This is a genomic window from Allosalinactinospora lopnorensis (genome assembly GCF_000981225.1).
GTDB classification, from domain to species: Bacteria; Actinomycetota; Actinomycetes; order Streptosporangiales; family Streptosporangiaceae; genus Allosalinactinospora; species Allosalinactinospora lopnorensis.
Genome location: NZ_LAJC01000003.1, coordinates 19120 through 44063 on the forward strand (window position 1 = coordinate 19120; position 24944 = coordinate 44063).

Consider the following 24944-nt stretch of genomic DNA (forward strand, 5'->3'; position numbering starts at 1 on the left):
CTTGGGAAGCGTTCACGCCGCCGTGGGCACGTCTCCGGTACCCGTGCGCGTGCGGCGCGCGGACCGGCCCGCCGCCAGGCGGCCCGCGATTCCGTGGCTCGGGGAGAGCAGGTAGGCCAGGGTGAACGCGCACGCCTGGGCGACCACGATCGCGCCGCCGGTCGCAATGTTGAGGTGGAAGCTAGCATAGGTTCCCAGGACGGAGGCTGCGACCGATACGGTCGCCGCGATCAGCAGCATCCGTTCGAACCGGTCGGTGAGCAGGTAGGCGGTCGCGCCGGGGATGATCACCATGGCGACCACGAGGATGATGCCGACCGCCTGCAGTGCGATCACCACCGTCACCGACAGCATCCCCAGCAGCAGTGCCTCCAGGCGGCGCGGATTGAGGCCGATCGCGTGGGCGTGCACCCGGTCGAAGGCGTACAGGGTGAGGTCGCGGTGCTTGAGTGCCACGGCCACCAGCACCACCGCGGCCATGATCAGGATCTGGACGATCTCGGAGTCGGAGACCCCGAGCACGTTGCCGAAGAGGATGTGCATCAGGTCGGTGTCACTGGGGATCCTGGAGATCAGCACCACACCGACCGCGAACAGGGCGGTGAACACGATCCCGATGGCGGCGTCCTCCTTGACCCGCGAGGTCCGGTTGACCACGCTGATCAGCGCCACCGATCCCGCGCCGAACACCAGCGCTCCCGCGGCGAACGGCAGCCCGAACAGGTAGGCGAGCACCACACCGGGCAGCACCGCGTGCGAGACCGCGTCGCCCAGCAGCGACCAGCCGATCAGCGTCAACCAGCACGACAGGACCGCGCAGATCGCACCGGCGACCACGCTCACCAGGAGCGCGCGCTGCATGAAGTCGAACTGGAACGGCAGGACGAACCATTCCACCAACGCGGTCATCGTGTCCTCTCCCCCACTGCCTGCGCCTCGATTCCGAACGCCTCGAACAGCCGGTCCGGTGCCAGTACCTCGTCAGGGGCGCCGTGCGCGATCACCCGGCGCTGCAGCAGCACCGCCTCGTCGCAGAACTGGGGGACGCCGGCCAGGTCGTGCGTGGCGACCAGCAGCGTGTGGCCGTCGTCGCGCATCGCGCGCAGCACCTCGATGATGGTCGCCTCGGAGCGCTTGTCCACCCCCGCGAACGGTTCGTCGAGCAGGAACACATCGGCGCCTTGGGCGATGCCGCGCGCGACGAACGCCCGCTTGCGCTGCCCGCCGGAGAGCGCGCCGATCTGCCGGTGGGCGAGGCCGGTGAGGTCGGTGCGTTCCAGCGCGGCGGCGACGGCCTCGTGATCGGCGCGGCGGGGTCGCCGGGTGATGCCCATGTGCCCGTAGCGGCCCATCATCACGACGTCGATAACGCGGATCGGGAACGCCCAGTCCACCTGTTCGGACTGCGGGACGTAGCCGACGATGCCCTTCCTGCGCGCGGCCGCCGGGGGGCGGCCGCGCAGCCTGACCCGGCCCAGCTCCGCCGGGACCAGTCCGAGGATCGCCTTGAACAGGGTGGACTTCCCGGAGCCGTTGGTGCCGAGAAGGCCGCAGATGCGTCCGGGGGCTACCGTGAGGCTCACGTCCTCCAGCGCGAGTACGTCGTTGTAGCGGACCGTGATGTTCTCGGTCAGCAGCGCCGGAGTGGTCATCGCCGGTTCTCCTCTCCGGTCAGCCCCGCCACGATGGTCTCGGCGTCGTAGCGGAGCAGGTCGAGGTAGCTGGGGACGGGGCCGTCGGCCTCGGAGAGCGAGTCGACGTAGAGCTCGCCGCCCATGTCCGCCCCGCTCTCCTTGGCGACCTGGCGCTGGGCGCCGTCGTTCACCGTGCTCTCGCAGAACACCGTCGGTACGTCGTTGTCCTCGACGAATTCCACGACGGAGGCGATCTGCCGCGGGGTCCCCTCGCTGTCGGCGTTGACCGGCCAGAGGTAGCTCTCCTGCAGTTCGGCGTCGCGTGCGAGGTAGGAGAACGCACCCTCGCAGGTAACCAGGGCGCGCTGGTCGCGGGGAAGCCTGCCGAGCTCGGTGTCGAGGAACTCGCCGATCTCGGCGATCTCGGCTTTGTACTCCTCGGCGTTGGCCTCGTATGTTTCGGCGTTCGCGGGGTCGAGGTCGCTGAGCGCGTCGCGGATGTTGTCGGTGTAGATCCGGGCGTTCCGCGGTGACATCCAGGCGTGCGGGTTGGCCTGGCCTTCGTAGTCGCCCGAGGAGATGGGGATGGTCTCGACACCGTCGCTGAGGGTGGCGGTGGGGGCGTCGATCCGTTCGGTGAACTGTGCGAACCAGGCTTCCAGACCGAGGCCGTTGTCCAGGATGAGGTCGGCGTCCTGCCCGCGCACCAGATCGTCGGGGGTGGGCTCGTAGCTGTGGATCTCCGCGCCGGGGCGGGTGAGCGACTCCACCTCGATCTCGTCCCCGGCGACGTTGCGGGCCATGTCGGCGAGCACGGTGAACGTGGTGAGGGCCTTGGGCGGCCCGTCCTCGGAGGCCGATGACGGCAGGCCGGAACAGGCGGGCGCGGCGAGCACGGCGAGAGCCGCGGGAAAGACCATCGACGATCGGGTTAAAGAAGACCAATCTCGAATGTTCGGCACACCAAACTATTATCATAGGAGAGCCGTGCCCCGATAGGCGGCTCCCCGGTGCCCGGCAGGGATGCGATTCCCCTAACGTGAGGCGCGAAGGGAACCGGAGAGCGGACGAAGGGAGGCCGGGGCCGGCCCGGTCAGCGGGAGCCCCGAAGGCACCGATGACCGATCCGAGGTTGCACACGGTGCTCAGCGACATCGGCGCCATCAACGCGTTCTTCGCGGTCGACCCCGAACCGCCGGACGAGGGCCGCCACCCGGTGGCGGCCCTGTGGAACCGGCCGGACCTGCTCGCCGCCGAGATCGCCGGCGTACGGACCAGGCTGGCCGAAAGAGCCGGATGCGCCGAGGCCGACGTCGAACCGCGCGTCGCCGCGTCGATCCTGTACCAAGGGCTGGCCTCGCGCCTGCTCTCCCCGGTGATCGGCGCCGTCCTGTGCCACGGGCGCAGCCCCGAGCCCGCCGCATTGTGCTGGTTCCCCGTACGGTCGGGGCCGCTGGCGTTCGCGCTGGACGATGGAGCCGGGAGCATCACACTCGGCGGCGGGGCGGCGGGAAACCTCCGCGAGGCCGCGGACCTGGTGGGTGAGCACGTGCTGCACGGGCTTCTCGCGCCGATCGGTGCGGCACTGCGCGCCCAGGCCAAGGTGGCGCCGCGGCTGCTGTGGGGCAACGCCGCCTCTTCTCTGGCTGGAGCGGTCACCGCATTGGCCGCGGCCCGGCCGCAGCGGGCCGATGACGCCTACACGGTGGCCGGTCAGTTGCTCGCCGGCGAGCAACTGACCGGCCAGGGGGAGTTCGTCCGCCCCGGTGGCGGCCCGCGGCGCTTCTTCGTCCGCACCAGCTGCTGCCTGTACTACCGGATCCCCGGCTGCGCGAAGTGCGGAGACTGCGCTCTGCTCTCCGCTGGAACGCGCCTCGCGCAGTGGGCCGAGACGCCTCCCGCCGGTTGATCCCCGACCTCGCGGGCGGGTGTGCTCCCCTCAGGCGCGTGTGGGCCACTCCGGCTTCTCGTCCCCCTCGTTCTCCTGCGGGGGCGTGGCCGCCGGGTCGGTCTCCGAGGGCTCGTGCTCCCCGCCGACCTCGTTGCCCGCCACCGGAGGGCTGTCCGCCGACCGCCGGTCGGCCAGCGGGCGGTCGTCGTCCTGCTGCTCGTCTTTCCTGTCGTCGCTGTCGCGGTTCATCACTGGTTCCTTTCCGTTGCCTGTCTCCCCCGGCCGCCCGCCGGGTCTTTTCCGGCGCTCTGGTGCGGCTCAGCCGATCAGGTCCACGTCGTCACGGGCTTTCAGGAAGTCGGCCGCCGTGGCCCACGGCAGCGACTCGGGAAGCGGGTAGGTGCGGCGGATCCGGGTCAACTCGCGGTGCGCCTCGGCCAGCACGGCGAAGTCGCGCGGGAACCTATCGGGGTCGGTCCCGAGGAAAACGCCGAGCTTGGTCGCCCGGTCCAGGACCCGTTTCCATTCCTGTACCGGCGCCAGCCCCACCGATTCCACGCCGTGCGAGAACAAGGCAAGACGGATCTCCTCGAAGTCCGGGGCCCCGTCAAGGTAGCTCTCCAGGGCCCGCAGCGAGTTCTCGGTGTTAAACACCATCCAGAACGGCACCGATCCGGTCTTGAGCGTCCAGAACGGCTCGGTCAGCATGAAGCTCTCGACCAGCAGCCGCCCGGTCGGCAGGCCGCGACGCTCGTACCAGTCCCGGTAGAGATCGGCCACGGCCGGGCTGAGGGACTCCGGCTCGGCGTAACGCAGCCGGACCAGGTTCCACCCCTCTTCCGCGGCGAGTTCACGCAGGTCATTGAGGATCGCAGGCTCGAAACCCCATTCGGCCTCAGGTGAGTCGCCGTCGGGCTCCGGGCCGCGCCAGGCCTCGTGGGGGAATCCGTGGCTCTGGAGGAACTCGCGGACGCGCTCGCTTCCCCGGTGGAACTCTTCCTTCGTGGCCCCGCCGAGTGCCCCGTGCTGGAAGACGTACTGATCGCTGACACGGGTGGTCGGCCAGCGCAGCCCGCAGTCGGAGATGACGAGAGTGCCGCCCGGGGCGAGCCTGCGGCGCAGGAAGAACCGGTAGGGCGCGGGCAGCCGCCGCCACTTGACCCGGAAGTAGGCCATGTACTCCACCATGAGCCGGTCCTGGGCGGGATCGTGCATGTGGTGCACGTTCCACTCGGGGTTGCGGGCCGCCAGCTCCAGTCCTGTCGACCGGAGCTTGTCGAGGTCCTGTGAGGCATCGTCGGGGTGCACCCCGTGCCGCCGAACCGGGACGAGCAGCGTCTGGGGCAGCCAGGGCGCCTCCACAGCGGCGGCGAGATGAGTAAGGGCCCCGTTGGCGGAGCCGATGAACGCCACCTCGTGCTGGCGGTCCGGGTAGTGCCCGGCGACCCAGCTCGCCAGGTCGTCGGAACGCACATCCTTGACCTCGCCACGCCGGATCGCCTCTGACCAGCCGGCGATGGCGTAGGTCTGCTCCTTGGCCGCGCGCGGCAACCGGTTGGCTCCGCGCATGAACCTGATGGTCGCGGGCTCGGCCTTCTTCGGAACGACACCGGTGAACGGGAACTCCCGGCCGGACAGGTAGTAGCTGAGTCCTCGCAGCATCGCGGTGGCCGAGTCGAACCCCGCAACGGCTCGATCCGGTTTCATGGGGTTCCTTCCTCTTCGAGGAAATCGGAGACAAGGTCGGCCAGGGTCTGCGGGGCACCCACCGACACCGTGTGGCCCTGCCCCTCGACCGTGCGCAGCCTGCCCGACGGAAGCAGCCGGGTCACCTCCTCGGCCCAGGGGCGCGAGCAGATGTGGTCGCCGCTTCCGCGGACCACCAGCGCCGGAACATCGATGTGCGGGAGCTTGTCCTCGAACGGGTCGTGCATGCTCTCGGCGTAGGCCCGCAGTGTCCGGCGCGGTCCCGCGTCCATGTAGTCGGCCGCGTTCATGGGGAGTAGCCGCAGGGGCTCGCTGGGTGAGGTGAGCAGCCCCCGCATGGCGATGCCGCGCGCCGAGCGCATCCGGGGATCCATGGTCGGTCCGACGAGCAGCACCGACGAGACCAGCTCCGGTCTGCTCTGGTACATCTCGGCGACGATCTGGCAGCCCATCGATGTCCCGAGCAGGCAGGCGTTCTTCAGGTCGCGCTGCTGCATCCACGAGGCGCACGCGCCGGCGAGTTCCAGCAGCGTCAGGGAGGATTTGCGGCTCCGGCTGCGCCCGAAACCGGGAAGGTCCACCGCCCACGCCTCGTGGCGTCCCGCCAGCGCCCGCACGACGGGGAGTGTCTGGCGGGAGGAGACACCCGCCCCGTGCACGCAGACCACGGGCGGGCCGGGTCCGGGAAGCCCCCAGCTCACGACCGGGTCTCCCCCGACCTCGTCGATGTAGCGGGTCAACGTCATAGGGACCCGCTGCCCGTGGCCCCGCGGCCGAATCATGCGCGCTCAGCGAGCCGGCTCCCGAGCATCGTGGACTTGTCGCCGCATGGCCGCCTCGCGGGGGAGATCAGAGCACGGCGGTCGCGGGCTGAGGGCCACTCAGAGCTCCCCCTTCTGAAGGGCACCGGTACCGGCCGCATCCCCGCCGATGTGCGTGAAAGGCCCCGGCCCGGGTAGCGGCCGACTACGAGGGAACGTGCCGATCAGCGTGGACGGAAAAGATGACGAAGCACCCGGACGGCAGCGCGGTACGGGATGGGGCGCCGCCGAGGGTGGCCGTGGTGACCGGGGCGAGCGCCGGCGTGGGCCGGGAGGTGGCCCGGACGCTGGCGGCCGCGGGCTGGGACATCGCGCTCATCGCACGCGGCGAGGCGGGGCTGGACGCCGCGGCCGGCGAGGTCGAAAGGGCGGGGCGCAGAGCCCTCGCGCTGAGCGTGGACATGGCCGGCCCCAAGGCGGTCGCGGAGGCGGCCACCAACGTCGAGGACCGCTTCGGCGAGATCCACCTGTGGGTGAACACGGCCATGGCCTCGGTCATCGCGCCTTTCACGCAGATCACGCCGGACGAGTACGCCCGCGTCACCGAGGTGTGCTACCTGGGCTACGTGCACGGAACGCACGCCGCGCTGGAACACATGCTCCCGCGCGACCGGGGGGTCATCGTCCAGGTCGGCTCCGCGCTCGCCTACCGCGGAATCCCCCTGCAGACGGCCTACTGCGGCGCCAAGCACGCCGTGCGCGGGTTCTGCGACTCGCTGCGGGCCGAACTCCTACGCGAGCGCAGCCGGGTCCGGGTGACCGAGGTGCACCTGCCGGCGGTGAACACGACGCAATTCTCCTGGGTGCGCTCCCGGCTGCGCGGTCGGCCGCGGCCGGTGCCGCCTGTGTTCGATCCCGCGGTGGCCGCGCGGGCGGTGGCGTTCGCCGCGCGACGCCCCTACCGCCGCGAGTACTGGGTGGGCGGCTCGACCATGGCCACGGTGCTCGCCTCCCGCATCGCCCCGCGCCTGCTCGACCATTACCTGGCCCGTACCGCCTATGAGGCGCAGGAACGCGAGGAAGAGGCCACCGGCGGTGCCGACAACCTCTACTCTCCGGTGGACTCGGGGGCCTCGGGTGCCGATTTCGGCGCCCGAGGCCCTTTCATCGCCGAGTCCCGGCAGCGCAGTGCCAGATGTGGCTCAGCCGTCACCGCGACGCCGCCGCCGCGGTGGTGCTGGGGGCGGGCGCTGGGGCGGCCGCCGTCCTGCGGAGGCGCCGCCGCTGAGAGCGTGGGGCCCGCTAGGTCGAGGCAACGCCGAGCCGGCGCATCAGGGACAGGTTGTCCGAGTAGCCGTGCTCCCGGTGGGGCTTGCCGTTTCCTCCTCCGCCTGAAGGCGAGGATATCCCCGGAGGGATTCAGACGGAGAGATTAATCCGGCGCAGTAGGCGCGAAGGAAACCGAAGATCCCTTTGCGGACGGATGGGGCCGCTCCTGCGACCGGCCGCACGCGAAGGGGTCAGTGGTTGGAGGCGAGCCACAGGCTTCCGCCGCGACAAGCCCCAGGGGCTGGTTGCGCTGCTCGCCAGGCGGACCGACGCGGATCATCAGGGAGCCGCCGAACGGCTGGCGCTCGACGACCTCGACGCGCATGCCGATGCCGATCCGCTGTTCGGCGAGGTAACGCAGCAGGTCGGGGTCGGTGTCGTTGACCCGGACGATCACGCCTGCGGTTCCGGCGGCGACCTCGGAGAGCAGGAAGGTCTCGCGCTCGACGATCTCGCCCTCGCTGGTGGGGATGGGGTCGCCGTGCGGGTCCACCCGCGGATCGCCGAGGTAATCGGCGATGCGCTCGACGAACTTGTCGGAGACCACGTGCTCCAGGATCTCGCTTCGTCGTGCACCTCGTCCCACGAGTAGCCGAGCGCCTCGACCAGATAGGTCTCCAGGAGCCGGTGCCGGCGCAGCACCGCCAGCGCGGCCTTGGTTCCGGTGTCGGTGAGGTGGACGTCGCCGTAGCGCTGATGTTCCACCAGCCCCAGCTCGCTGAGCTTGCGCAGCATGCCGGAGACCGAGGAATTGGACACCGCCAACCGTTCGGCCATCCCGGATATGGTCACCGGGCCTGAGCCACGCTCCTGAAGATCGTAGATGACCTTCACATAGTCCTCGACGGAGGTGGACGGCCGACCGGATGCGTCATTCCCCATGGCCGACACGGTACCGCGTGCCAGCGGATATGGCCGGTGCGACCGCGGAAGCCCCTCGGAGGCGGGGAATCCGGTCCCTCAGATACCGGTGATCGGGACGGCGGCTTTCAGCAGCATCTCCTCGTACTCGTCGTCGGGGTCGGAATCCAGGACGATCGCGCCGCCCGCGCCGACCACGAGTTCGCCACCGCTGCGTACGGCCGTCCGGATCACGATGCTCAGATCGGTGGTCCCGTTGTGGGAGACACAGCCCAGCGCGCCCGAGTAGACACCCCGCGCGGAGGACTCCAGACGGTCGATGATCTCCATGGTGCGCAGCTTGGGCGCACCGGTCATGGAGCCGCCGGGGAAGCAGGCCCTGATCGCGTCGATCGGGCCGACGTCTCGGCGCAGCCGCCCCTGGATCGTGGAGACGAGCTGGTGAACAGTTGCGTAGGACTCGGTGTACATGAACGCCGGGACCCGCACGCTGCCGATCTCGCACACCCGCCCCAGGTCGTTGCGGAGCAGGTCGACGATCATCAGGTTCTCCGCGCGGGTCTTGGTGCCGGTGCGCAGTTCCTCGGCCAGCCGCGCGTCGGTTGCGGGATCCTGGTGGCGGGGCGCGGTGCCCTTGATCGGCCGGCTGTCGGCGACGCCGTCGGTGTCGATGCGCAGGAAACGCTCGGGGGAGGCACTGAGCACGCTGACCTCCCCCAGGCGCAGCAGCGCCGCGTACGGCGCGGGGCGCGCGACCCGCAGTCGGCGGTAGAAGACGAGGTCGTCCGCTGGGGCGGGAAAGCGCAGCCGGTTGGTCAGGCAGATCTCGTAGCTCTCCCCCGCGGTGAGGTAGCCCAGGCACTCCTTGACGTCGGTGAGGTACTGCTCGCGGGAGCGCTCCAGCAGGGCTTCCGGTTCGGTGCCGCCGGGGGCGGTACCGGGGCCGGACGGGAGGGGCGGGAGGGCGGCGAGTGCCGCCTCGGCACTGTCCAGCCAGGCCTCGGCTCCGTCGTCCTCCCCCACGGTCACCAGGTAGGTGCGGTCCTCGGCGTGGTCGACGGCGAGGAATCGGTCACAGCGCAGCCAGACGGCGTCGGGTGTGGAGGAACGGTGCGTCGCGGTGGCGCCGCAGTCCGCCTTGAGCTCATAGCCGAAGTAGCCGACATAGCCGCCGGCGAAATCGAACGGCAGGCCGGTGGTGCGGTGCGGCCGTTCCGCCACCCGCCTGCGCAGTGCGTCGAAGATCGTTCCGGCCTCGCGCCGCTCGGCGCTTCGGCCCCGCACGGTGACACTGTCGTCTCCGACCCGGTAGGTCAGCACCTCGCCCTGCGGGCCGCTGGTGTCACCGAGGAAGGAGAACCGCGCGGTCCCACCGGTGCGGCTGCTGTCCAGCCAGAACGCGTACGGTGACGCCGCGTAGAGGTGAGCGAAGGCGCGTTCGGTGTCCGCCGCGCCCGGCAGTACCCGGAAACGGACGGGCCCGGCGGTGAGCGGGTCTCCATTCACGGTCGGGGTTTCGGACAGAGCACCCGGACGGGAGGCCAGGTCAGGGAGTGGAGACGCAGCCGCCACGGCGCTGTCACGGGTTTCGGTCACCATCTGGAGGGACGCTGTTTTCCTGGTTTCGGACCGGGAGCGTGTACGCCGGACCAGGCCGGCGAAGTTCGCGACGAGTTCCCGCCCGTGCTCGGTGGCGATCGACTCCGGGTGGAACTGCACTCCCCAGCGAGGAAGAGCGCGGTGCTCAAGCGCCATGATCACGCCGTCCTCCGCCCACGCGGTCGCCTCCAGGGGGGCGGGCAGCGGCCCCGGGACGGCCAGCGAGTGGTAACGGACGGCGGCGAAGCCCTGCGGCACCCCCGTGAACAGCCCCGATCCGGTGTGCCGGACCCGGGTCAGATGGCCGTGCCGCGGAACCGGGGCCGACATGACCGGCGCCCCCGCCAGGTGGGCGATCGCCTGGTGCCCCAGGCAGACCCCCAGAACCGGCAGGTCGGGGACGGCCAGTACCCGCGGCGCCTCGCCCAGGTCGCGCTCGTGCTGGGGGCGCCCCGGCCCCGGGGAGATGACGGCGGCGTCGAAGCGGGCCGGGTCGATGTGCTCCCATCGGGGGGCGTCGTTGGCCACAACGGTCGGTTCGCTGCCGAGTACCCCGGAGAGCAGTTGGAACAGGTTGTAGGTGTAGGAGTCGTGGTTGTCCACGAGCAGCACGCGCATGCCACGCTCTCCTTCCCCGATGCGCTCCCCAGGTTACGGCGGATTCACCGGGAACCCGAGCGAGGGGGCGCGTCTACGGGGAAGGGCCCAAAGACAATGAGCCGGGTGGACGCGGCTTACCCGAACAACGGACCGGTGATGGTAGGGCCGATCGCCTCCTCGGAGTACAGGACGAAGGCCAGGAGTGACGCACCGGCGAGGGAGACGTCCTTGAGGAAGTGGAGCATCTCGTTCTGCCGCATGGCCGGGTCCGCCTCCGTCCAGAATCCGTGGAAGAGCGCGGCGGTCGCCAGCAGGAAGACGAACAGCATCAGGGTACCGAGGTCACCCCACACCCCCAGCAGGACGAGCAATGCGCCGACCAGGATCCACAGACCGCTGGCGATCACCGCGGCCCGGGCAGCGGGTATCTGTTTGGACTCGGCGTATCCGGCCATAGCGGAGGTGTTCATGAGGTGGTTCACGCCCGAGGACAAAAAGATCAGAACGAAGACGATACGGCCGATGATCGCGATGACATCCATCTGGATCTCCAAATTCGCGTGTGCCCGCCGCTTCGCGGCTCCGGTCGGAGACGATGCTCTTTGGGCAAACCCAAATTCTAGCGCACAGTAAGGCAAATATCACGGATTGTGGGAAGTGGTGATACCGGTCTTCCCCTCCCCAGCAAGCAGGGCGGGCAAGGCGGTCGACGGTTCCGTGAGGCCCAGCCAGGCGACCTCGGCATCTGAGCGCAGGAGTGGGAGGCGCGAAACCAGGTCAAGAACTCGGCCACGTCGACCAGACTCCAGCGCAGGGGAGAGCGCCAGGGGCGGCCGGGTCAGGATGCGTCCGCTCCCCCGGGAGGACGGAGTCACTCGAGAGAGATCAGGACGACGGTGGCTACGGCGCACAGCAGACCGCCGACCTGGGAACGGGTGAGGCGTTCGTGGAGTGCGGTCAGTCCCCAGAAGACGGGGACGACCGGATACATCGAGGTGAGCACAACGGTGGTCGAGAGCATCTGCTCGCGGCCGGCCAAAGCGAATGCGGTGATCGCCGCCATACTCACGACACCGGTAGCCGCGGAGGCCGCGGCGAACGGAACGCGCATGCGCAGGCGCGCGGGCCGCGAGAGGACAAGAGGAAGAATCACCAGTGCCGACACTGCTCGGTTGACCACCAGCGGCCACAGGCCGGCCGACGTGTCGGCCTGGGCCAGGGCGGTGTACTGCAGGGCGAAGGCGGCTCCGGAGACCAGTGCCGGGCGGAGTCCGGCCATAGCGACGCCGTCCGGCATGCCGCCCGAGCGGGTGGTCAGCCACAGCGCTGGGAGTGCGGTACCGATCCCCACCCATGCCAGGGCGCCTGGACGGTCGTCCAGCAGTGCCACTCCGGCCAGCACCGGCAGGGCGATCCCGGCCACCACACTCAGGGGCACCACGATGCTGAAGCGCCCGATGCCCATAACACGGAACAGATAGGCCGCGCCCAGGCCGGTGCCCACACCGGACAGCGCTCCCCATCCCAGGGCGGTGGCACTGACGTCGGGAGCGAAGACCCAGGGGGCGGCGGCCAGCATGAGAGCCGTTCCCGCCGCCTGGCCGACCAGGGCGACAGCCGCGCTGTCGACCCGGCGCGCCAGCAGGCCGGCGAAGATGTCGGTGAGACCGAAACACAACGCCGAAGCCAGCGCCGATCCTTCACCCATCGTCCTCGGCCCGGCGGGCACGGCACTCACGGTCGGCCTGCCCCACGGGACAGACGGCTCCCCGAGCCAGACACGCATTGCGGTCGCACAGCCTGCACAGCCGCTCGGCGTCGCCCGGTTCCCGGTAGAGGCCGGCGAGAAGCTTGCTCAGCAGCGTTTCGAGCTGCTGCTGTTCCCGCTCGTCCAGGTATGCCACCGCCCCGCGCAATGCCTCTCCCCGAGAGATCAGGAGGCTACGGGCCGCCTGGATGCCCGTGTCGGTGGGCCGGACCGCGACCCAGCGGCCCCAGGTGCGCTCGCGGTGCACCAGCCCCTGCCTCTCCAGGCTTTCGACCATGCGCGCGGCCGCCGGCTGGCTCAGCCCGACGCGTCGACCCAGTTCGGTCACACTCAGCCCGGGATCGAAAGACAAGGTCACCAGGGCCGCCGCCCCACTGGTGCTTGTCCCGGCCGCCGCGGTGGCGCCGGACACCAGCAGGTCGCTGAGCGCGAGCGAGGAGGCCCCTAGGAGGTTCGCTGTCCGGTATTTATCATGCATGACTCATGCATATCAGATTTGGTCTGGCCGTTCAATCTTCGAGAGAGGTGGGGGATCTTCCACCTCTGCGTTGGGCAGGTCACAGCTACCCGCGGGGCGGGACGGACCGAGGTCCGCCCGGAGGAGTTCCGGGCTTCGGCGGCGCGCTCTCCGGGGCCGGGCGGTCAGTGTTCTACGGCTCGGCGTCAGGCCGGTGCGGGGAACGGCCGCGTCAATCAGGTGCCGGATGCGTCCACACCGGGCGGCACGAGCTTGTGTACCTCCGGGTCGGTCATCGGGCTTGCCGATCTTCAGCACCGATCGGGGTGAAGCCCCGAATCCTCCTGAGAGCACTCATACCGGAGGCCGGCCCCGATGAGGGAACCGGCCTCCGTGCTGGCAGGGTTGCCAATGAGTGATATGACGAGTGCCGCGGCGGCGCCCGGGGGCGCCCGGGAACAGGGTCAGGGTCGGGTTTCGAGGTCGGGGACCCACTGGGCGGCCATGTAGTGGGTGTAGGACTGCAGCAGCGGCAGCTCCAGGCCGTACTTCTCCAAGTCCTCCGGCGGGTGGACGCCGGAGTCCTCCAGTTCCTTCTTCTTCTCCTCGGAGAGCTCGCCGGTCTGGACCGCCTCGTAGTACAGCGGGCGCGCGGTCTCGGCGTCGAACATCAGCCGGTACTGGAAGGGCGGTCGGTCCTTGGCCTCGCCGTCGCTCTCCGCCTGGAAGAGCATGCCCGAGCGTCCCAGGCGGTCCTCGGTCCGCCCGGCGAACCGCACCTCCGGGTACTCGGCCAGAAGTCGCAGGATTCCCGCCTGGCTCGCGGGCTGGACAGGCTGCTTGGTGTAGACGGTGTTGTTGAGGCGCTCCACCAGAGTGCCGATATCATCCTCAGCGGTCGTGCCATCGCCCTGGTCCAGGAGCGCCTCCTTGATCGCGACAGCGTCGGTGGGCAGCTCCTCCAGCGGGTTGCAGTACTCCCCCGGCCCGTGGGTCTCATCACTGGTGTTGAGCTCCAGGAACTCGGAGTGCTCCGTGTGGTCTCCCGTCTTTTCCTTGGGCGGGCCGGGCTTTTCGGCAACGCGGCAGGTGCCGTCCGGGGACTGCCAGATCTCGCGGTCCATGGGGATGAACGCGCTGCTGCGCGCGTGCGGGGATTCGTTGCCCTCGAAGCTGGACACCTGGCGCCGCTCCATCTCGGATGTGCTCACGTAGCGACGTCGCCCTCGTCGGCGGGCGGTGACTGCTCCTCGGCTTTCTCGGCCAGCTCCAGCAGCATCGCACTGCCGTCCTCAAGCGAGTCCACCCGGATATTCAGGGGCGGGGGCGGATCGGCATAGGCCGCGGGCACCGCCGGCTCACCGCCAAGACCACCGTTGAAAACGGCCACCGCCGCCAGCCCGGCCGCCGCGGCCACCGCACCAAAGGCCAGCACCCACCGCGACCGCGCCCCGGCCGGCGCGGCATCCGCGTGTTGCGCGGCCAGGACATTGATGCGCGCCTGGTTGCGCTGTTCGGCACTGACGGTGGCTCCGGCCCGGGGGTCGTGCCGGCTCAGCAGGTCCCGCAAGATGGTGGTGTCACTCATCGTGTCTCCTTCACAGCGGTGGCGGCGGTGCGCGGGGTGGAAGCGCCGGTGTCGGCCAGCGAGGACTCGATGCGTTTGCGCGCCCGGTGCAGCCGCACCCGGGCCGCGACATGGGAGCAGCCGGCGACCTTGGCGGCCTCGCGCGGCTCCAACCCCTCCCAGGTGACCAGCATCACCAGCTCGCGCTCGGAGGAATTCAGCCCGGCCAGCGCGGACAGCGCCGTGCTGCGCTGGATGATCTGCTCGCAGTCATCGGGAGCGGCCAGGCCGCTCCCGGTCTCGTCGAACAGCCGAAAGGCCTCGCCCCGGCGCCGTATCTCGCGCTGCTTGGCCAGCGCGATCCGGCGCGCGCACCCATACAGCCACAGCAGCGGCCGATCCGCGGGAATCTCGGCAAAGCGGCGCCAGGCCACGGTCAGCGCCTCAGCGGCGACGTCATCGGCGTAGTCCGGGCCGATCCGGCGCCAGGCGTAGTTGTAGACCTGGTCGTAGTGGGCTTCGAAGAACCGGGTGAACACACCCTCGCGCGTTGCTGCGCCTCATCGTCGTCATTGGCCATCGGGTAATCCCCTTCCGGTCGATGTCACCCATCAATGTCGGAGACACCCGCATTTGTTACGTGCCACAGCGAAATCTCCACGGCCTCCCCGGCGGCGGTGGTCAACTCTTCTTGCGAAGCCCAACGGAACCGCGAACACACGGGTTCGACCTACTCCCCAGGCGACGCACGACAAACGAGAGGCCACCGCGCACCGCCCGCCGCACCCGCACCGACCCGGCGGGGTATTGCCGATCGTTGTCCGCGAGCTCTACGGCCGGATCGCTGGGGCCGGAGCTCAGAGGCGGCAGGGGGCGCTATCACCGGCCGCACGCATCCCGGCGGTGCCCGGTGGGACGTCAGCGGATCCCGGTCGGCGCCTGGCGTACGGTCCCGGGGTACCCGCGAAGGGCGTATGCCCTCCTGGCGTTGCGCCCTCCGCCTTCTGCGCGCTCAGAAACGGCCCCGCGGTCGGGGCCCTCCGTGGCTGCCTGCACAGAGGGCGGTTCCCCGATCGCGGGGCCGTGAAGTGAAGGGGTGTGGTGCCCCCATTTGTCCCCAATCGAGTCTCGGAGCCCCGACCGAGGAGCAGAAAAGGCTCCCTGAACTGCGAATCAGCCCATCGACTCCAGGGTCCTCCCCTTCGTCTCGGTGACGAACTTCCACACGAACAGGAACGAGAGAACCGCGAAGGCGGTGTACATCATGTAGGTGCCGGACAGATTCCAGTCCCGGAGGGCCGGGAACGTGACGGTGATCAGCCAGTTGGTGATCCACTGGGCAGCCGTCGCCACCGCCATCGCGGCCGCGCGGATCCGCACCGGGAACATCTCGCCCAGCAGTACCCAGACCACCACGCCCCAGGAAAGGGCGAAGAACAGCACGAACGAACTGGCCGCGGCCAGGGCGACGGCGCCCCATACGAAGGGCAGTGAGGCCTCTTCGCCGACAACGGTGGCGTGGCTGAAGGCGTACCCGGTCATCGCCAGTGCCACGGCCATGCCCCCTGATCCCACCAGCAGCAGCGGTCTGCGGCCGATGCGGTCGACCAGTCCGATCGCGATGAACGTGCCGATGATGTTGACGATCGAGGTGAACAGGCTGAGCAGAAGGGAGTTGCTCTCCTCGATGCCCACCGACTGCCACAGTGACGAGGAGTAGTAGAAGATCACGTTGATGCCGACCAGCTGCTGGAACGCCGACAGTCCTACACCGATCCATACGATGGGCAGCATCCCGTACCTGCCCTTCAGGTCGCGGAGCCTAGGACGGACCTCAGAGCCCAGCGCCTCGTGGATCTCCCCGATCCGCTGCTCGACATCGCCGCCCTCGACCTTGGCGAGGATCCGGCGCGCGTGGTCCTCCCGGCCGATGCGGACCAGGTAGCGGGGAGACTCGGGGATGGTCAGGCTCAAACCGATGTAGAGCAGCGCCGGAAGCACCTCCACACCCAGCATCCACTGCCATGCCTGCAGCGGGCCGAGCATGTTCTGCGCGCTGCCGCCGGCCGCTGCCGCCAGGCCGTAATTGGCCAGTTGCGACACGGCGATCCCCAGCACGATGGCGAACTGCTGCAGTGAGGCGAGCCGACCACGATAGGCCGCGGGTGAGACCTCGGCGATGTAGGTCGGCGCGATCACCGATGCCATACCGATGGCGATGCCCCCGACCACGCGCCAGCCCGTCAGATCCCAGATGGTGAACGGCAGCGCCGATCCCACGGCGCTGAGCGCGAACAGCAGGCCCGCGATCTGCATGACGCGGATACGTCCGAACCGGTCGGCCAGGGCACCGGCGACACCCGCACCCAGCGCCGACCCCAGCAGTGCCGCGGCCACGGCGAAACCGATGACGGCGGCGGTCACCTCGAAACGGTTCTGGACGGCGTCGACGGCGCCATTGATGACGGCACTGTCGTAGCCGAAGAGGAACCCGCCCATCGCCGCCGCCCCGGCGATCATTGTCACCTGGGCGATACGCCCTCCCCGGGTGGCCTGTTCCGCCGCTGAATCCGTTACTGGCACGGCTGCTCCTAGCCGGCCCCTTGTCACCCGGCGCTTCCGAGCGGGGCCCGTTGGTCGCGTAGCTGTCCCCTCATGGGCGTCACCCCTGCTGAGCGAAGCGCGTAGCTAACACCGCTTTGTGAGATGACTCATGAAGGAGAAATTCACGGTTAGGAACCATACACGACACTCTTATGACATGGAACATGCATATGTCCGATCGATAGAGAGCAAAAAGAGGCGGAATGGTCGGGGATTGCGGGAGTGCTGGTCACGCTCCCGGTGAGCGCGCTCCGGTCTCCGCTTCGCCCGCTCTGATGAGGTGTTCCGGCGCCCGTGCGGCGGACCCGATCGCCGAACACGCGGTTACGCCGCCGGCCAGCGTGCCACTGACCCTTGACAGGCCGTGTGTCGACATGTATAAAACCAATAGGTTATGAAACGAAATGGTTATTTAAATGCGACCCCTGAACGCCTCGACGCGACGTTCACGGCGCTCGCCGATCCGACCCGGCGGGCGATCCTCGCCCGGCTGGTGGCGGGCGAGGCCACGGTGACGGAACTGGCCGCACCGTTCGACATGAGCCAGCCGGCGATCTCCAAACACCTCAAGGTGCTGGAGCGCGCCGGCCTCGTCTCCCGCGGTCGCGATGCCCAGCGGCGGCCGTGCCGACTTGAGGCACGGCCCCTCAGGGAGGCCACCGACTGGCTCGAGAACTACCGCGATTACTGGGAGGAGAGCTACCAGCGCCTCGACGCGCTGCTCGACGAACTCAAAACCGGTGAGGGCACCAGTACGGAGTAGGGCCGGGGAGCACCCATGAGGAACGTCGAAGCCCTGACGGTAACGACGCCGACGGACACCGAAATCGTGATGACGCGGGTATTCGCCGCGCCGTCTGGTCTTCGATGCCTGGACCAAGCCCGAGCTGCTCAAGCGCTGGTACGGCGCGCGCGGTTGGGACCTGGTCGTCTGCGAGGTCTCCCTGCGCGTGGCGGGCTCCTGGCGTTTCGTGTGGCGTGGTCCCGGCGGCACGGAGATGGGCGCCCGCGGTGTGTACCGCGAGATCGCGCGACCCGGCCGTCTGGTCTACACCGAGTCGTTCGACGACCACTGGTATCCCGGCGAGTCGCTGGTCACCCACGTTCTTGCCGAGCAGGGAGATAAAACCACGCTGACCAGCACGCTGCTCTATCCGTCGCAGGAGGTCCGCGACATCGTGGTCCGTTCTCCGATGGAACGCGGTGTCGCCGAAGGCTACGTGCGGCTCGATGAGATGCTCACCGGAATGCTCCGCCGCGCGGACAGCACGGCAAAGGAAAGAGGCAAGCCATGAACTGGACGCTCGAGGTCGTGGTCGTTCCCGTATCGGATGTGGACCGCGCCAAGGCCTTCTATTCCGAGAAACTCGGTTTCAACGTGGACCACGACACCAGGATCAGCGAGGAGTCGCGCATCGTCCAGCTGACCCCTCCCGGCTCGGACTGTTCGATCGTCATAGGGAAAGGGGTCGTGGAGTTCATGGATCCGGGCTCGCTCAAGGGTCTGCAACTGGTGGTCCCGGATATCCGCGCTGCGCGCGCCCAGCTCGCCGAGCGAGGTGTGAAGGTCAGTGATGTGCAGGTCATGGGGGAGAACCCGATCCCTGGCGGCGATCCCTTGGACAACGTCGGCTTCGTCTTCTTCGACGATCCGGACGGCAACGGCTGGTCCGTGCAGCAGATGGCCGGCCGCAGCTAACCTCGCGCTTCGTTTCGGCGGCAGGGAGGTTGTGCCCGGGGCATGATCGGTAGGCAGGCCCTGGTACAGCTGATGCCGGCGTCAGGAAGGAGTTGGGTATGTCGGACCTGCTCGATCTGCACGTCCAGGCCATGAGGGAGTTCGACCACCGCGTGCGCGCCGTGGAGATGACGCAATGGGCCGAGCCCACTCCGTGCACCGATTGGGACGTCCATGACCTGGTCAACCACCTGGTGGGAGAGCAGCTCTGGGTGCCGTTCCTGCTCGCGGGCGGGCGAATCGAGGAGGCGGGCGACCGCTACGAAGGTGATGTCCTCGGTGAAAACCCGATAGCGACCTGGGAAGTCGCCTCCCGCGAGTCGCGCAACGCGTGGCTGCAGCCCGGCGCGACCGAACGCACCGTGCACCTGTCCTTCGGGGACGCGCACGCTTCCCTGTACCTGTGGCAGATGACGTTCGATCTGACCGTGCACGCCTGGGACCTGGCGCGCGCCATCGGCGCCGATGAGACCCTCGACCCGGCCCTGACCAATGCGGTGCTGGGATGGGCGGAGGAACAGGGGCTGGGCGGTGCTCCGATATTCGCCCCACCGGTCCCGGTCCCCGACGACGCCGACCCGCAGACCCGGCTGCTCGCGCTGTCCGGCCGCCGGAACTGAGGCGGGCTCCCCAAAGGCCCGGGGCCGCGCATTCACGGCGGCCGACGGGACGGTTCCGGGACCGGACCGTCCTGTGGGGCCGGTCCACAAACCCGGGGGCCGAACTTTGGCGCGTCTCGCGGCTGCGCTCGAAGGGCGCGTCCCCGAGGATCGGCGGCATGGCGAAATTCGACCCCCTTGCGGATAAGGCGCTGCGCCGAGAACCGCTCACCCGAGCCGAACTGCTCTCCGTGCTGACCAGCTCTGACGACGACATCCTCGACGCCGTCGCCGCCGCGTTCCGCGTCCGGCTGCGCTACTTCGAGCGCCGGGTCAAACTCAACTACCTGGTGAACCTGAAGAGCGGCCTGTGCCCGGAGGACTGCACCTACTGTTCCCAACGCCTGGGCTCCTCCGCCGACATCGTCAAGTACACCTGGCTGCGTCCCGAGCAGACCCGCGAAGCGGTCTCCTGCGGGGTCAACGCGGGCGCGTCGCGGGTCTGCCTGGTGGCCAGCGGTCGCGGCCCCACCGACCGCGACGTGGATCGCCTCGGCCCGACCATCGAGCAGATCAAGTCCGAGCACCCCGGCGTGGAGGTGTGCGCCTGCCTCGGCCTGCTCTCCGAGGGGCAGGCCGACCGCCTCCGGGAGGCGGGAGTGGACGCCTACAACCACAATCTCAACACCTCCAACGAGCGCTACTCCGATATCTGCACCACACACGGCTTCGAGGACCGTGTCGAGACGGTTCAGCAGGCCAAGCAGGCGGGCCTGTCCCCGTGCTCCGGACTGATCGCCGGCCTGGGAGAAAGCGACGACGACATCGTCGACGCGCTGTCCTCGCTGCGCGGGCTGGACCCGGACTCGGTCCCGGTGAACTTCCTCATCCCGTTCGAGGGAACGCCGCTGGCCGGACAGTGGAACCTGACACCGCAGCGGTGCCTGCGCATCCTGGTGGCGACCCGGTTGGTCTTCCCCGATGTCGAGGTGCGGTTGGCCGGTGGCCGGGAGATCCACCTGCGGAGCCTGCAGCCGCTCGCGCTGCACGTGGTCAACTCGATCTTCCTGGGCGATTACCTGACCAGCGAGGGCCAGGCCGGCCAGGCTGATCTGGAGATGATCCGCGACGCCGGTTTCACCGTGCAGGACGCCGGCGAGGGGACACTTCCCCCCGAACGCCTCGATCTGGTGAAGCCCCGGCACCGCGGCGCCGGGACCGAGTTGCCGCCGAACGCCTGAGCGCCGTGCTGATGCGGTGCCCGGCCGTCGGCGCGTGGCCTGGCACCGCTGTCCCGCTGCGCGCGAGCTTTAGAGTCGGTGACATGGGCAAGGGGCCGGAGTTACGCACGGAGCGCCTGCTGCTGCGGCGCTGGCGGGAGGAGGACCGGGCGCCGTTCGCTCGGATCAACGCCGATCCGGACGTGATGAGGTACCTTCCCGCGCTGCTGACATGCGGGGAGTCCGACGCCCTGTCCAAGCGGGCCCAGCGGGACCTCGACGAGTACGGCTACGGTCTCTGGGCGCTGGAGGTCGTCGAGACCGGGGAGTTCATCGGCTTCACCGGTCTACTCAACGTCCGGTTCGCCGCTCACTTCACTCCGGCCGTGGAGGTGGGGTGGCGGCTGGCCCGGCATGCCTGGGGTCATGGCTATGCCACCGAAGCCGCCCGCGCCGCGGTACGCCACGGCTTCGACAGGGTGGGGCTGGCCGAGATCGTTTCGCTGACCGTCGGAGCCAACACCCGGTCGCGGGCCGTGATGCGCCGTTTGGGGATGCGCCGCGCACCTGAGGACGATTTCGCCCACCCCGCGCTGCCCGCCGGGCACAGGCTCTCCCGGCACCTGCTCTACCGGCTGCCCCGCTCAGCGGCCTGAGCGCCCGTGGCGTACGCTGCTATGCCGTGCGCATCATTGTTGAGGAGACCGCCTGGAAGCACCCGAGTGCCGTCCACCTGCGCGAGGAGCAGGAGCGGGAGATCATCGGGCGCTACGGCGCGGACTTGGAGCACGGTCCGAAACCCTCCCTTTCCGACATCGCCGTCTTCCTGTTGGTCACTGACGTCGACAGCGGAGACGTGATGGGGTGCGGCGGGCTGCGCCAGCTGGACGCTCAGACCTACGAGGTCAAGCGGATGTACATCGTCCCGTCCTGGCGGGGCCGGCGCGTCGGGCGGGTGCTGCTGCGGCAGCTGGAAGAGGCCGCCCGGGGCCGCGGGGCCACGCGCATGCGCCTGGAGACCGGCGCCGCGCAACCGGAGTCGATTCGGTTGTACGAACGGTGCGGGTACCGGCGGATCGAGCGTTTCGCTCCCTATGTCGACTGCGAGGAGAGCATCTGCTACGAGCGGGTGCTCGTCTCCGCCGGCGCCGGGACGACACCGACCGGGCATCCCCTATAGGCGGGCCTCCAGGTCGGGAGCGAGCAGCCGCGAGTACGCCTCGGTGAGGTGGTGGCTGTCGCGGTAGACGAGCACGTTGCCCACGACCGGCGGGCAGTCGCCGTCCGCGCAGAACCTGTCGGTCAGGTCGAGGACATCGGCGCCGGTGTCGCGCGCTTCGGCGGCCAGCTCCTGCGGGTCCTCCTGCGCCAGTGCCTCGTCCTCGGAGTTCGTGCATTCGTCGAGGTCGTCGGTGTGGCGCTCGACGCATTCCGGGATGCGGGGCTGGGACCTGGGGGTGTCTCGGATCGCCACGATCTCACTGCCCGCGCTCTCCAGCCTCGCCCAGAGGCCGATCATGCCCTCGGCGAGCATCTCTGTGTTCTCCTCCTCCGAGTCGATCCCGTGCGCCTGCGCCTGCGTGGCGGAGCTGGTGAACACGATCTCGGGCTGGACCTCCGACACCAGTTCCTCGGTGACGGCCTCGTTCCACGTCTCGCACTCCGAGTAGGGGCCCTCCCGCAACTCGAGCAGCGTCTCGGTGAACGCGCAGGAGGACTTGGTGTAGGTGTGCAGCCGCCACTCCTGGCTGTCGGCGACCTCGCGCAACGCCGGAACCCAGTGCGCCCCGTGCGAGTCGCCCACGATCGCGACGTCGGTGGTGGCGTCGTCCGGGCCGTAGATGCAGCTCTTCGGGGTGGTCGTCCCGGGAGTGGCCTGGCACTTGTCGTCATAGACGCTGGGCAGGTTGTCGCCGGCCGCGGCGAGCGGCGGGTAGATGGCCGCCTCGGCGCTTCCCTCCGACCGCTGGTCGGTGATCGCCGTCGGACCCACGTGCACCGAAGGGTCGAACTGGACATCGCTCAGCCGCTGCACGTGGACGTACTTCCCGGCGCCGATGAAGGTGACGAGCACCAGCCCGGCGACCGCGAAAACGGCGGCGCTGCGTCCGGCGCGTAGGAGACCGCCCTCGCGCACCGGGTCCTCCACCACGATCTTGGTGCCCCAGGCCAGGAGGAAGCTACTGGTCAGAACGAGCACCGCCTCAAGCGGGGTGAGTGTCGCCTTCTCGGTCACGGCCAGCGCGAACACGATCAGCGGCCAGTGCCACAGGTACAGCGCGTAGGAGATGTCACCGACGAACCCGGCCGGCCTGGTGCTCAGCAGCGCGTACACCGACAAGGGGGTGCTGCTGCGCCCGGCGACGATGATGGCGGCGGTGCCGAGTATAGGCAGCGTCGCGGCCCAGCCGGGGAACAGGGTCCCGGAGTCGTAGGTGAGGACGGCGGTCATGATGGCGGCGATCCCGGCCCAGCCGAGCACCCAACGCACCCCTTCCGGGGGCTGCCACCGGGTGAGCAGGATGGCCAGCACCCCTCCGACCGCCAGTTCCCACATGCGGCCCTGCGGCAGGAAGTAGGCAGGCTGCGGGTCCGTGGAGACGAGCCAGACCGACCAGACGAACGAGACGACCACAATGGCCGACGTCATCGCGAGGATCACGGTGCTGGTCCGCCACCGGGGGCTCAGAGCGAGCCAGCCCACGAAGAGCAGCGGCCACAGCAGGTAGAACTGCTCCTCGACCGCAAGCGACCAGAAGTGCTGCACCGGGCTCGCGGCCGTCTCGGCGGCGAGGTAGTCCACGGACTGCTGGGCCAGGAACAGGTTCTCCACATACGCGGCGCTGGCGATCAGTTGCAGCGCCGTGTCCTGCAACCGCGTCGAGGGCAGCAGCAGGAACGAGGCTATGCCGGTTGCGACCAGTACCAGTGTGGCCGCGGGAAGGATCCGGCGGATCCGCCGGATGTAGAAGCCGGTCAGCGACACCCGCCCGTGCGTGCTGGCCTCCCGGAGCATCAATGTGGTGATGAGGAAGCCGGAGATGACGAAGAAGATGTCCACGCCGACGTAGCCGCCCGGGAGGAGCTCGTGGTCGACGTGGTAGATGAGCACGATGATCACCGCGAGCGCTCGCAGCCCTTGCACCTCGGGAAAGAATCGGCGCTGGGCGGAGGGGGCGGCGGGCTTGGAAGACGCGACTTCGGAGCGAGTCTGAGTCGTCACGGAGTGCATTCCAAACAGAGTCTCGGGGGCAGGGGCGATGTACTCGGGGGTGCACCGCTCCCCCGGACTCCCCTATGCTGGCGTGCTTCCGCAGGGGGGAACAAGCGTATGGCGAGATTTTCTGAGAATTCTCTCAGGGTTTCTTGGGGAATGCTCAGGGAACGGCGCCGCCTCCGGGGTGTCCCGCCCTCTTCAGAACGCCTCCCTCTCCTGGTCACCGGCCGTGAACGGCTGTCGGCGGGTCGAGAACCCGTGCCGGGATGTTTGTGGGCGCCCGTCGTCGGGTGCCGCGCCCCGCTGCCCCGCCGTGTCCGGGACCTGGAGCCCGCGGCGCCGTTTCAGCGGGCGGGGGCTTCCGGCCTCCGCATCCACTCTCGCACCACAGCAACGTAGTCCTCGGGGGCCTCCCACTGCGGAAGGTGCCCCGCTGTTTCGAAGACGTGCAACTCCCAATCCGGTCGCAGCACCGTGACCCGGTCGATCACCGGACGCCTCATGATGCGGTCCCGTGCCCCCCACAGCAGCAGCGTGGGCACCGCGACCCGGGCGATCGTCGTCTCCAGCGCACGCCGCGCGACGTACATCTCCTCGGTGCTCGTCGTCCAGGTGGCGAGAGTGGCGTCCAGCCGCCAGGGCTGGGTCAGGATCAGTTCACGGTCCTCCGTGATCAGTTCGGTCAGTTCGGGCGAGATGTTCCCCGGAACACCGAGGGTCATCCGGAGCCGTTTGGCGGACTGTCCGCGCGCCTGCTCAAGGAAATAGTTCGGCACCTTGCTGAACAGCCGGAACCAGGGGCGGCCAACGGAGAGAACCAGGAACAGCGCTGCCCGCCCTACCGTCTGCCAGCAGAAGGAGGCTCTTGAGCTGAGCGGCGCGGGCAGAGCGGGATCGACGAGTACCAGCCGTTCGACACGCTCGGGTGCGAGCGCAGTGAACAGCAGCGACACCAAGCCTCCGGCCGAGTGTCCGTGCAGCACGACGCGATCGAGACCGAGCGTCGAGGTGAAGGCGCGCAGGAACCGCGCGTTGACCCGCACCCCTGTGGCGTGCCGGCGCGGTGGCCGTGTCCGGCCGTGTCCTGGAAGATCCGGCGCGATGACCGGACCGTGCGCGGTGAGCGGCCGGAGCACGTCCAGCCAATGCCAGGCGGCGCCGCCCATACCGTGGACCAGCAATTGGGTGGGCGCGCCGGCCGGCGCCTCGGGGGCGGCACCGGCTCGCAGCACGTGCACCCGCGTGCCGTGCACATCGACCGTTTCGCTGCTGATTCCGGCCCAGCGCGCTGATCGCGCGCCCCAGTCCTCGTACCACACTGCGCGTCCTCCGTTGGTGCTTCGCGGCTCGCCCTCACCCATATCGTTCCCGCACGCGCGAAGCCCGGGCCGC

At 69.2% G+C, this 24944-nt stretch carries 25 protein-coding genes and 1 pseudogene; 9 read left to right on the forward strand and 17 right to left on the reverse strand.

The features are described 5' to 3' along the window. Positions 1-12: 12 nt before the first annotated feature. Genes VS93_RS01890 through VS93_RS01900 form a run of 3 tightly spaced genes read right to left on the reverse strand, consistent with a single transcriptional unit; the run spans position 13 to position 2554 of the window. Positions 13-909, reverse strand: coding sequence for a metal ABC transporter permease (locus VS93_RS01890; RefSeq protein ID WP_046468297.1), 897 nt, complete (start codon positions 907-909; stop codon positions 13-15). Further along, positions 906-1652, reverse strand: coding sequence for a metal ABC transporter ATP-binding protein (locus tag VS93_RS01895; protein ID WP_046468298.1), 747 nt, complete (start codon positions 1650-1652; stop codon positions 906-908). The genes VS93_RS01890 and VS93_RS01895 overlap by 4 nt, the downstream gene beginning before the upstream one ends. Then, on the reverse strand, positions 1649-2554 hold the full coding sequence (locus tag VS93_RS01900; RefSeq protein ID WP_156184645.1) for a metal ABC transporter substrate-binding protein: 906 nt from the start codon (positions 2552-2554) through the stop codon (positions 1649-1651). The genes VS93_RS01895 and VS93_RS01900 overlap by 4 nt, the downstream gene beginning before the upstream one ends. A 197-nt stretch (positions 2555-2751) precedes the next feature. Here VS93_RS01900 and VS93_RS01905 point away from each other — a divergent pair, with 197 nt between their 5' ends. Then, complete coding sequence (locus VS93_RS01905; protein WP_046468300.1) at positions 2752-3543, forward strand: (2Fe-2S)-binding protein; 792 nt, start codon at positions 2752-2754, stop codon at positions 3541-3543. Positions 3544-3573: 30 nt separating this feature from the next. Here the strand turns inward: VS93_RS01905 and VS93_RS01910 are convergent, their stop codons facing one another. The 3 genes from VS93_RS01910 to VS93_RS01920 form a co-directional block, all read right to left on the reverse strand. Then, positions 3574-3774 carry a hypothetical protein gene (locus VS93_RS01910; protein ID WP_046468301.1) on the reverse strand — a complete coding sequence of 67 codons (201 nt, stop codon included), beginning with the start codon at positions 3772-3774 and terminating at the stop codon, positions 3574-3576. Between the two features lie 69 nt (positions 3775-3843). Next, a complete protein-coding gene (locus tag VS93_RS01915) occupies positions 3844-5232 on the reverse strand; it encodes a hypothetical protein (RefSeq protein WP_046468302.1) in 1389 nt (462 codons plus the stop codon). Next, on the reverse strand, positions 5229-5978 hold the full coding sequence (locus VS93_RS01920; RefSeq protein ID WP_046468303.1) for an alpha/beta fold hydrolase: 750 nt from the start codon (positions 5976-5978) through the stop codon (positions 5229-5231). The genes VS93_RS01915 and VS93_RS01920 overlap by 4 nt, the downstream gene beginning before the upstream one ends. A 257-nt stretch (positions 5979-6235) precedes the next feature. Here VS93_RS01920 and VS93_RS01925 point away from each other — a divergent pair, with 257 nt between their 5' ends. Then, positions 6236-7429 carry an SDR family oxidoreductase gene (locus VS93_RS01925; RefSeq protein ID WP_156184646.1) on the forward strand — a complete coding sequence of 398 codons (1194 nt, stop codon included), beginning with the start codon at positions 6236-6238 and terminating at the stop codon, positions 7427-7429. A gap of 92 nt (positions 7430-7521) precedes the next feature. Here the strand turns inward: VS93_RS01925 and VS93_RS01930 are convergent. The 9 genes and pseudogenes from VS93_RS01930 to VS93_RS01970 form a co-directional block, all read right to left on the reverse strand. Beyond that, positions 7522-8204, reverse strand: a pseudogene (locus tag VS93_RS01930) (metal-dependent transcriptional regulator); the annotation flags it as partial. Between the two features lie 78 nt (positions 8205-8282). Then, positions 8283-10400, reverse strand: coding sequence for an aminodeoxychorismate synthase component I (gene pabB / locus VS93_RS01935; RefSeq protein ID WP_046468304.1), 2118 nt, complete (start codon positions 10398-10400; stop codon positions 8283-8285). Positions 10401-10516: 116 nt separating this feature from the next. Further along, positions 10517-10924 (reverse strand): DoxX family membrane protein, encoded by a 408-nt coding sequence (locus VS93_RS01940; protein WP_046468305.1) that lies wholly within the window; start codon positions 10922-10924, stop codon positions 10517-10519. 329 nt (positions 10925-11253) lie between these two features. Further along, entirely contained in the window at positions 11254-12090 is an 837-nt protein-coding gene (locus tag VS93_RS01945) for a DMT family transporter (protein WP_046468306.1), read from the reverse strand. Next, entirely contained in the window at positions 12083-12628 is a 546-nt protein-coding gene (locus VS93_RS01950) for a MarR family winged helix-turn-helix transcriptional regulator (RefSeq protein ID WP_046468307.1), read from the reverse strand. Before VS93_RS01950 ends, VS93_RS01945 begins: the two co-directional genes overlap by 8 nt. A 443-nt stretch (positions 12629-13071) precedes the next feature. Beyond that, positions 13072-13818, reverse strand: a complete 747-nt coding sequence (locus VS93_RS01955) for a hypothetical protein (RefSeq protein ID WP_046468308.1) — start codon at positions 13816-13818, stop codon at positions 13072-13074. After that, positions 13815-14195 (reverse strand): hypothetical protein, encoded by a 381-nt coding sequence (locus VS93_RS01960; protein ID WP_046468309.1) that lies wholly within the window; start codon positions 14193-14195, stop codon positions 13815-13817. The genes VS93_RS01955 and VS93_RS01960 overlap by 4 nt, the downstream gene beginning before the upstream one ends. Beyond that, the gene (locus VS93_RS01965; RefSeq protein WP_046468310.1) at positions 14192-14713 is read right to left on the reverse strand and encodes an RNA polymerase sigma factor; all 522 of its coding nucleotides are present in this window, start codon (positions 14711-14713) and stop codon (positions 14192-14194) included. The genes VS93_RS01960 and VS93_RS01965 overlap by 4 nt, the downstream gene beginning before the upstream one ends. Before the next feature lie 634 nt (positions 14714-15347). Continuing rightward, on the reverse strand, positions 15348-16757 hold the full coding sequence (locus tag VS93_RS01970; RefSeq protein ID WP_269082786.1) for a sugar porter family MFS transporter: 1410 nt from the start codon (positions 16755-16757) through the stop codon (positions 15348-15350). A gap of 415 nt (positions 16758-17172) precedes the next feature. Here VS93_RS01970 and VS93_RS01975 point away from each other — a divergent pair, with 415 nt between their 5' ends. The 7 genes from VS93_RS01975 (at position 17173) to VS93_RS02005 (ending at position 21515) form a co-directional block, all read left to right on the forward strand. Next, positions 17173-17541 carry an ArsR/SmtB family transcription factor gene (locus VS93_RS01975; RefSeq protein WP_046468312.1) on the forward strand — a complete coding sequence of 123 codons (369 nt, stop codon included), beginning with the start codon at positions 17173-17175 and terminating at the stop codon, positions 17539-17541. A 124-nt stretch (positions 17542-17665) separates the two neighbouring features. After that, positions 17666-18073 carry an SRPBCC domain-containing protein gene (locus tag VS93_RS01980; RefSeq protein ID WP_236700292.1) on the forward strand — a complete coding sequence of 136 codons (408 nt, stop codon included), beginning with the start codon at positions 17666-17668 and terminating at the stop codon, positions 18071-18073. After that, positions 18070-18477, forward strand: a complete 408-nt coding sequence (locus tag VS93_RS01985; RefSeq protein WP_046468313.1) for a VOC family protein — start codon at positions 18070-18072, stop codon at positions 18475-18477. Before VS93_RS01980 ends, VS93_RS01985 begins: the two co-directional genes overlap by 4 nt. Positions 18478-18575: 98 nt before the next feature. Then, positions 18576-19136: a TIGR03086 family metal-binding protein gene (locus tag VS93_RS01990; protein ID WP_046468314.1), complete on the forward strand. Its 561-nt coding sequence runs from the start codon at positions 18576-18578 to the stop codon at positions 19134-19136. A gap of 158 nt (positions 19137-19294) precedes the next feature. Next, positions 19295-20356, forward strand: coding sequence for a biotin synthase BioB (gene bioB, locus VS93_RS01995; protein ID WP_046468315.1), 1062 nt, complete (start codon positions 19295-19297; stop codon positions 20354-20356). A gap of 83 nt (positions 20357-20439) precedes the next feature. Then, on the forward strand, positions 20440-20991 hold the full coding sequence (locus VS93_RS02000) for a GNAT family N-acetyltransferase (RefSeq protein ID WP_046468316.1): 552 nt from the start codon (positions 20440-20442) through the stop codon (positions 20989-20991). Between the two features lie 26 nt (positions 20992-21017). Then, a complete protein-coding gene (locus VS93_RS02005) occupies positions 21018-21515 on the forward strand; it encodes a GNAT family N-acetyltransferase (RefSeq protein WP_046468317.1) in 498 nt (165 codons plus the stop codon). On the opposite strand, the gene VS93_RS02010 is transcribed toward VS93_RS02005, so the two are convergent. Both VS93_RS02010 and VS93_RS02015 read right to left on the reverse strand, forming a co-directional pair. Beyond that, positions 21510-23558, reverse strand: a complete 2049-nt coding sequence (locus VS93_RS02010; protein WP_269082787.1) for an acyltransferase family protein — start codon at positions 23556-23558, stop codon at positions 21510-21512. The two genes, VS93_RS02005 and VS93_RS02010, sit on opposite strands and share 6 nt — an antisense overlap. 338 nt (positions 23559-23896) lie before the next feature. Continuing rightward, positions 23897-24871, reverse strand: coding sequence for an alpha/beta fold hydrolase (locus tag VS93_RS02015; protein WP_046468318.1), 975 nt, complete (start codon positions 24869-24871; stop codon positions 23897-23899). Between the last annotated feature and the right edge of the window lie 73 nt (positions 24872-24944).

Bases quoted from the DNA above. Each gene is read 5' to 3' on its own strand.
- bioB (WP_046468315.1), top strand. From the start codon at position 19,295: ATGGCGAAATTCGACCCCCTTGCGGATAAGGCGCTGCGCCGAGAACCG.
- VS93_RS01895 (WP_046468298.1), bottom strand. From the start codon at position 1,652: ATGACCACTCCGGCGCTGCTGACCGAGAACATCACGGTCCGCTACAAC.
- VS93_RS01940 (WP_046468305.1), bottom strand. From the start codon at position 10,924: ATGGATGTCATCGCGATCATCGGCCGTATCGTCTTCGTTCTGATCTTT.
- VS93_RS01950 (WP_046468307.1), bottom strand. From the start codon at position 12,628: ATGCATGATAAATACCGGACAGCGAACCTCCTAGGGGCCTCCTCGCTC.
- VS93_RS01945 (WP_046468306.1), bottom strand. From the start codon at position 12,090: ATGGGTGAAGGATCGGCGCTGGCTTCGGCGTTGTGTTTCGGTCTCACC.
- VS93_RS01890 (WP_046468297.1), bottom strand. From the start codon at position 909: ATGACCGCGTTGGTGGAATGGTTCGTCCTGCCGTTCCAGTTCGACTTC.
- VS93_RS01905 (WP_046468300.1), top strand. From the start codon at position 2,752: ATGACCGATCCGAGGTTGCACACGGTGCTCAGCGACATCGGCGCCATC.
- VS93_RS02000 (WP_046468316.1), top strand. From the start codon at position 20,440: ATGGGCAAGGGGCCGGAGTTACGCACGGAGCGCCTGCTGCTGCGGCGC.
- VS93_RS01910 (WP_046468301.1), bottom strand. From the start codon at position 3,774: ATGAACCGCGACAGCGACGACAGGAAAGACGAGCAGCAGGACGACGAC.
- VS93_RS01920 (WP_046468303.1), bottom strand. From the start codon at position 5,978: ATGACGTTGACCCGCTACATCGACGAGGTCGGGGGAGACCCGGTCGTG.
- VS93_RS01985 (WP_046468313.1), top strand. From the start codon at position 18,070: ATGAACTGGACGCTCGAGGTCGTGGTCGTTCCCGTATCGGATGTGGAC.
- pabB (WP_046468304.1), bottom strand. From the start codon at position 10,400: ATGCGCGTGCTGCTCGTGGACAACCACGACTCCTACACCTACAACCTG.
- VS93_RS01975 (WP_046468312.1), top strand. From the start codon at position 17,173: ATGAAACGAAATGGTTATTTAAATGCGACCCCTGAACGCCTCGACGCG.
- VS93_RS01900 (WP_156184645.1), bottom strand. From the start codon at position 2,554: ATGGTCTTTCCCGCGGCTCTCGCCGTGCTCGCCGCGCCCGCCTGTTCC.
- VS93_RS01960 (WP_046468309.1), bottom strand. From the start codon at position 14,195: ATGAGTGACACCACCATCTTGCGGGACCTGCTGAGCCGGCACGACCCC.
- VS93_RS01925 (WP_156184646.1), top strand. From the start codon at position 6,236: ATGACGAAGCACCCGGACGGCAGCGCGGTACGGGATGGGGCGCCGCCG.
- VS93_RS01990 (WP_046468314.1), top strand. From the start codon at position 18,576: ATGTCGGACCTGCTCGATCTGCACGTCCAGGCCATGAGGGAGTTCGAC.
- VS93_RS01915 (WP_046468302.1), bottom strand. From the start codon at position 5,232: ATGAAACCGGATCGAGCCGTTGCGGGGTTCGACTCGGCCACCGCGATG.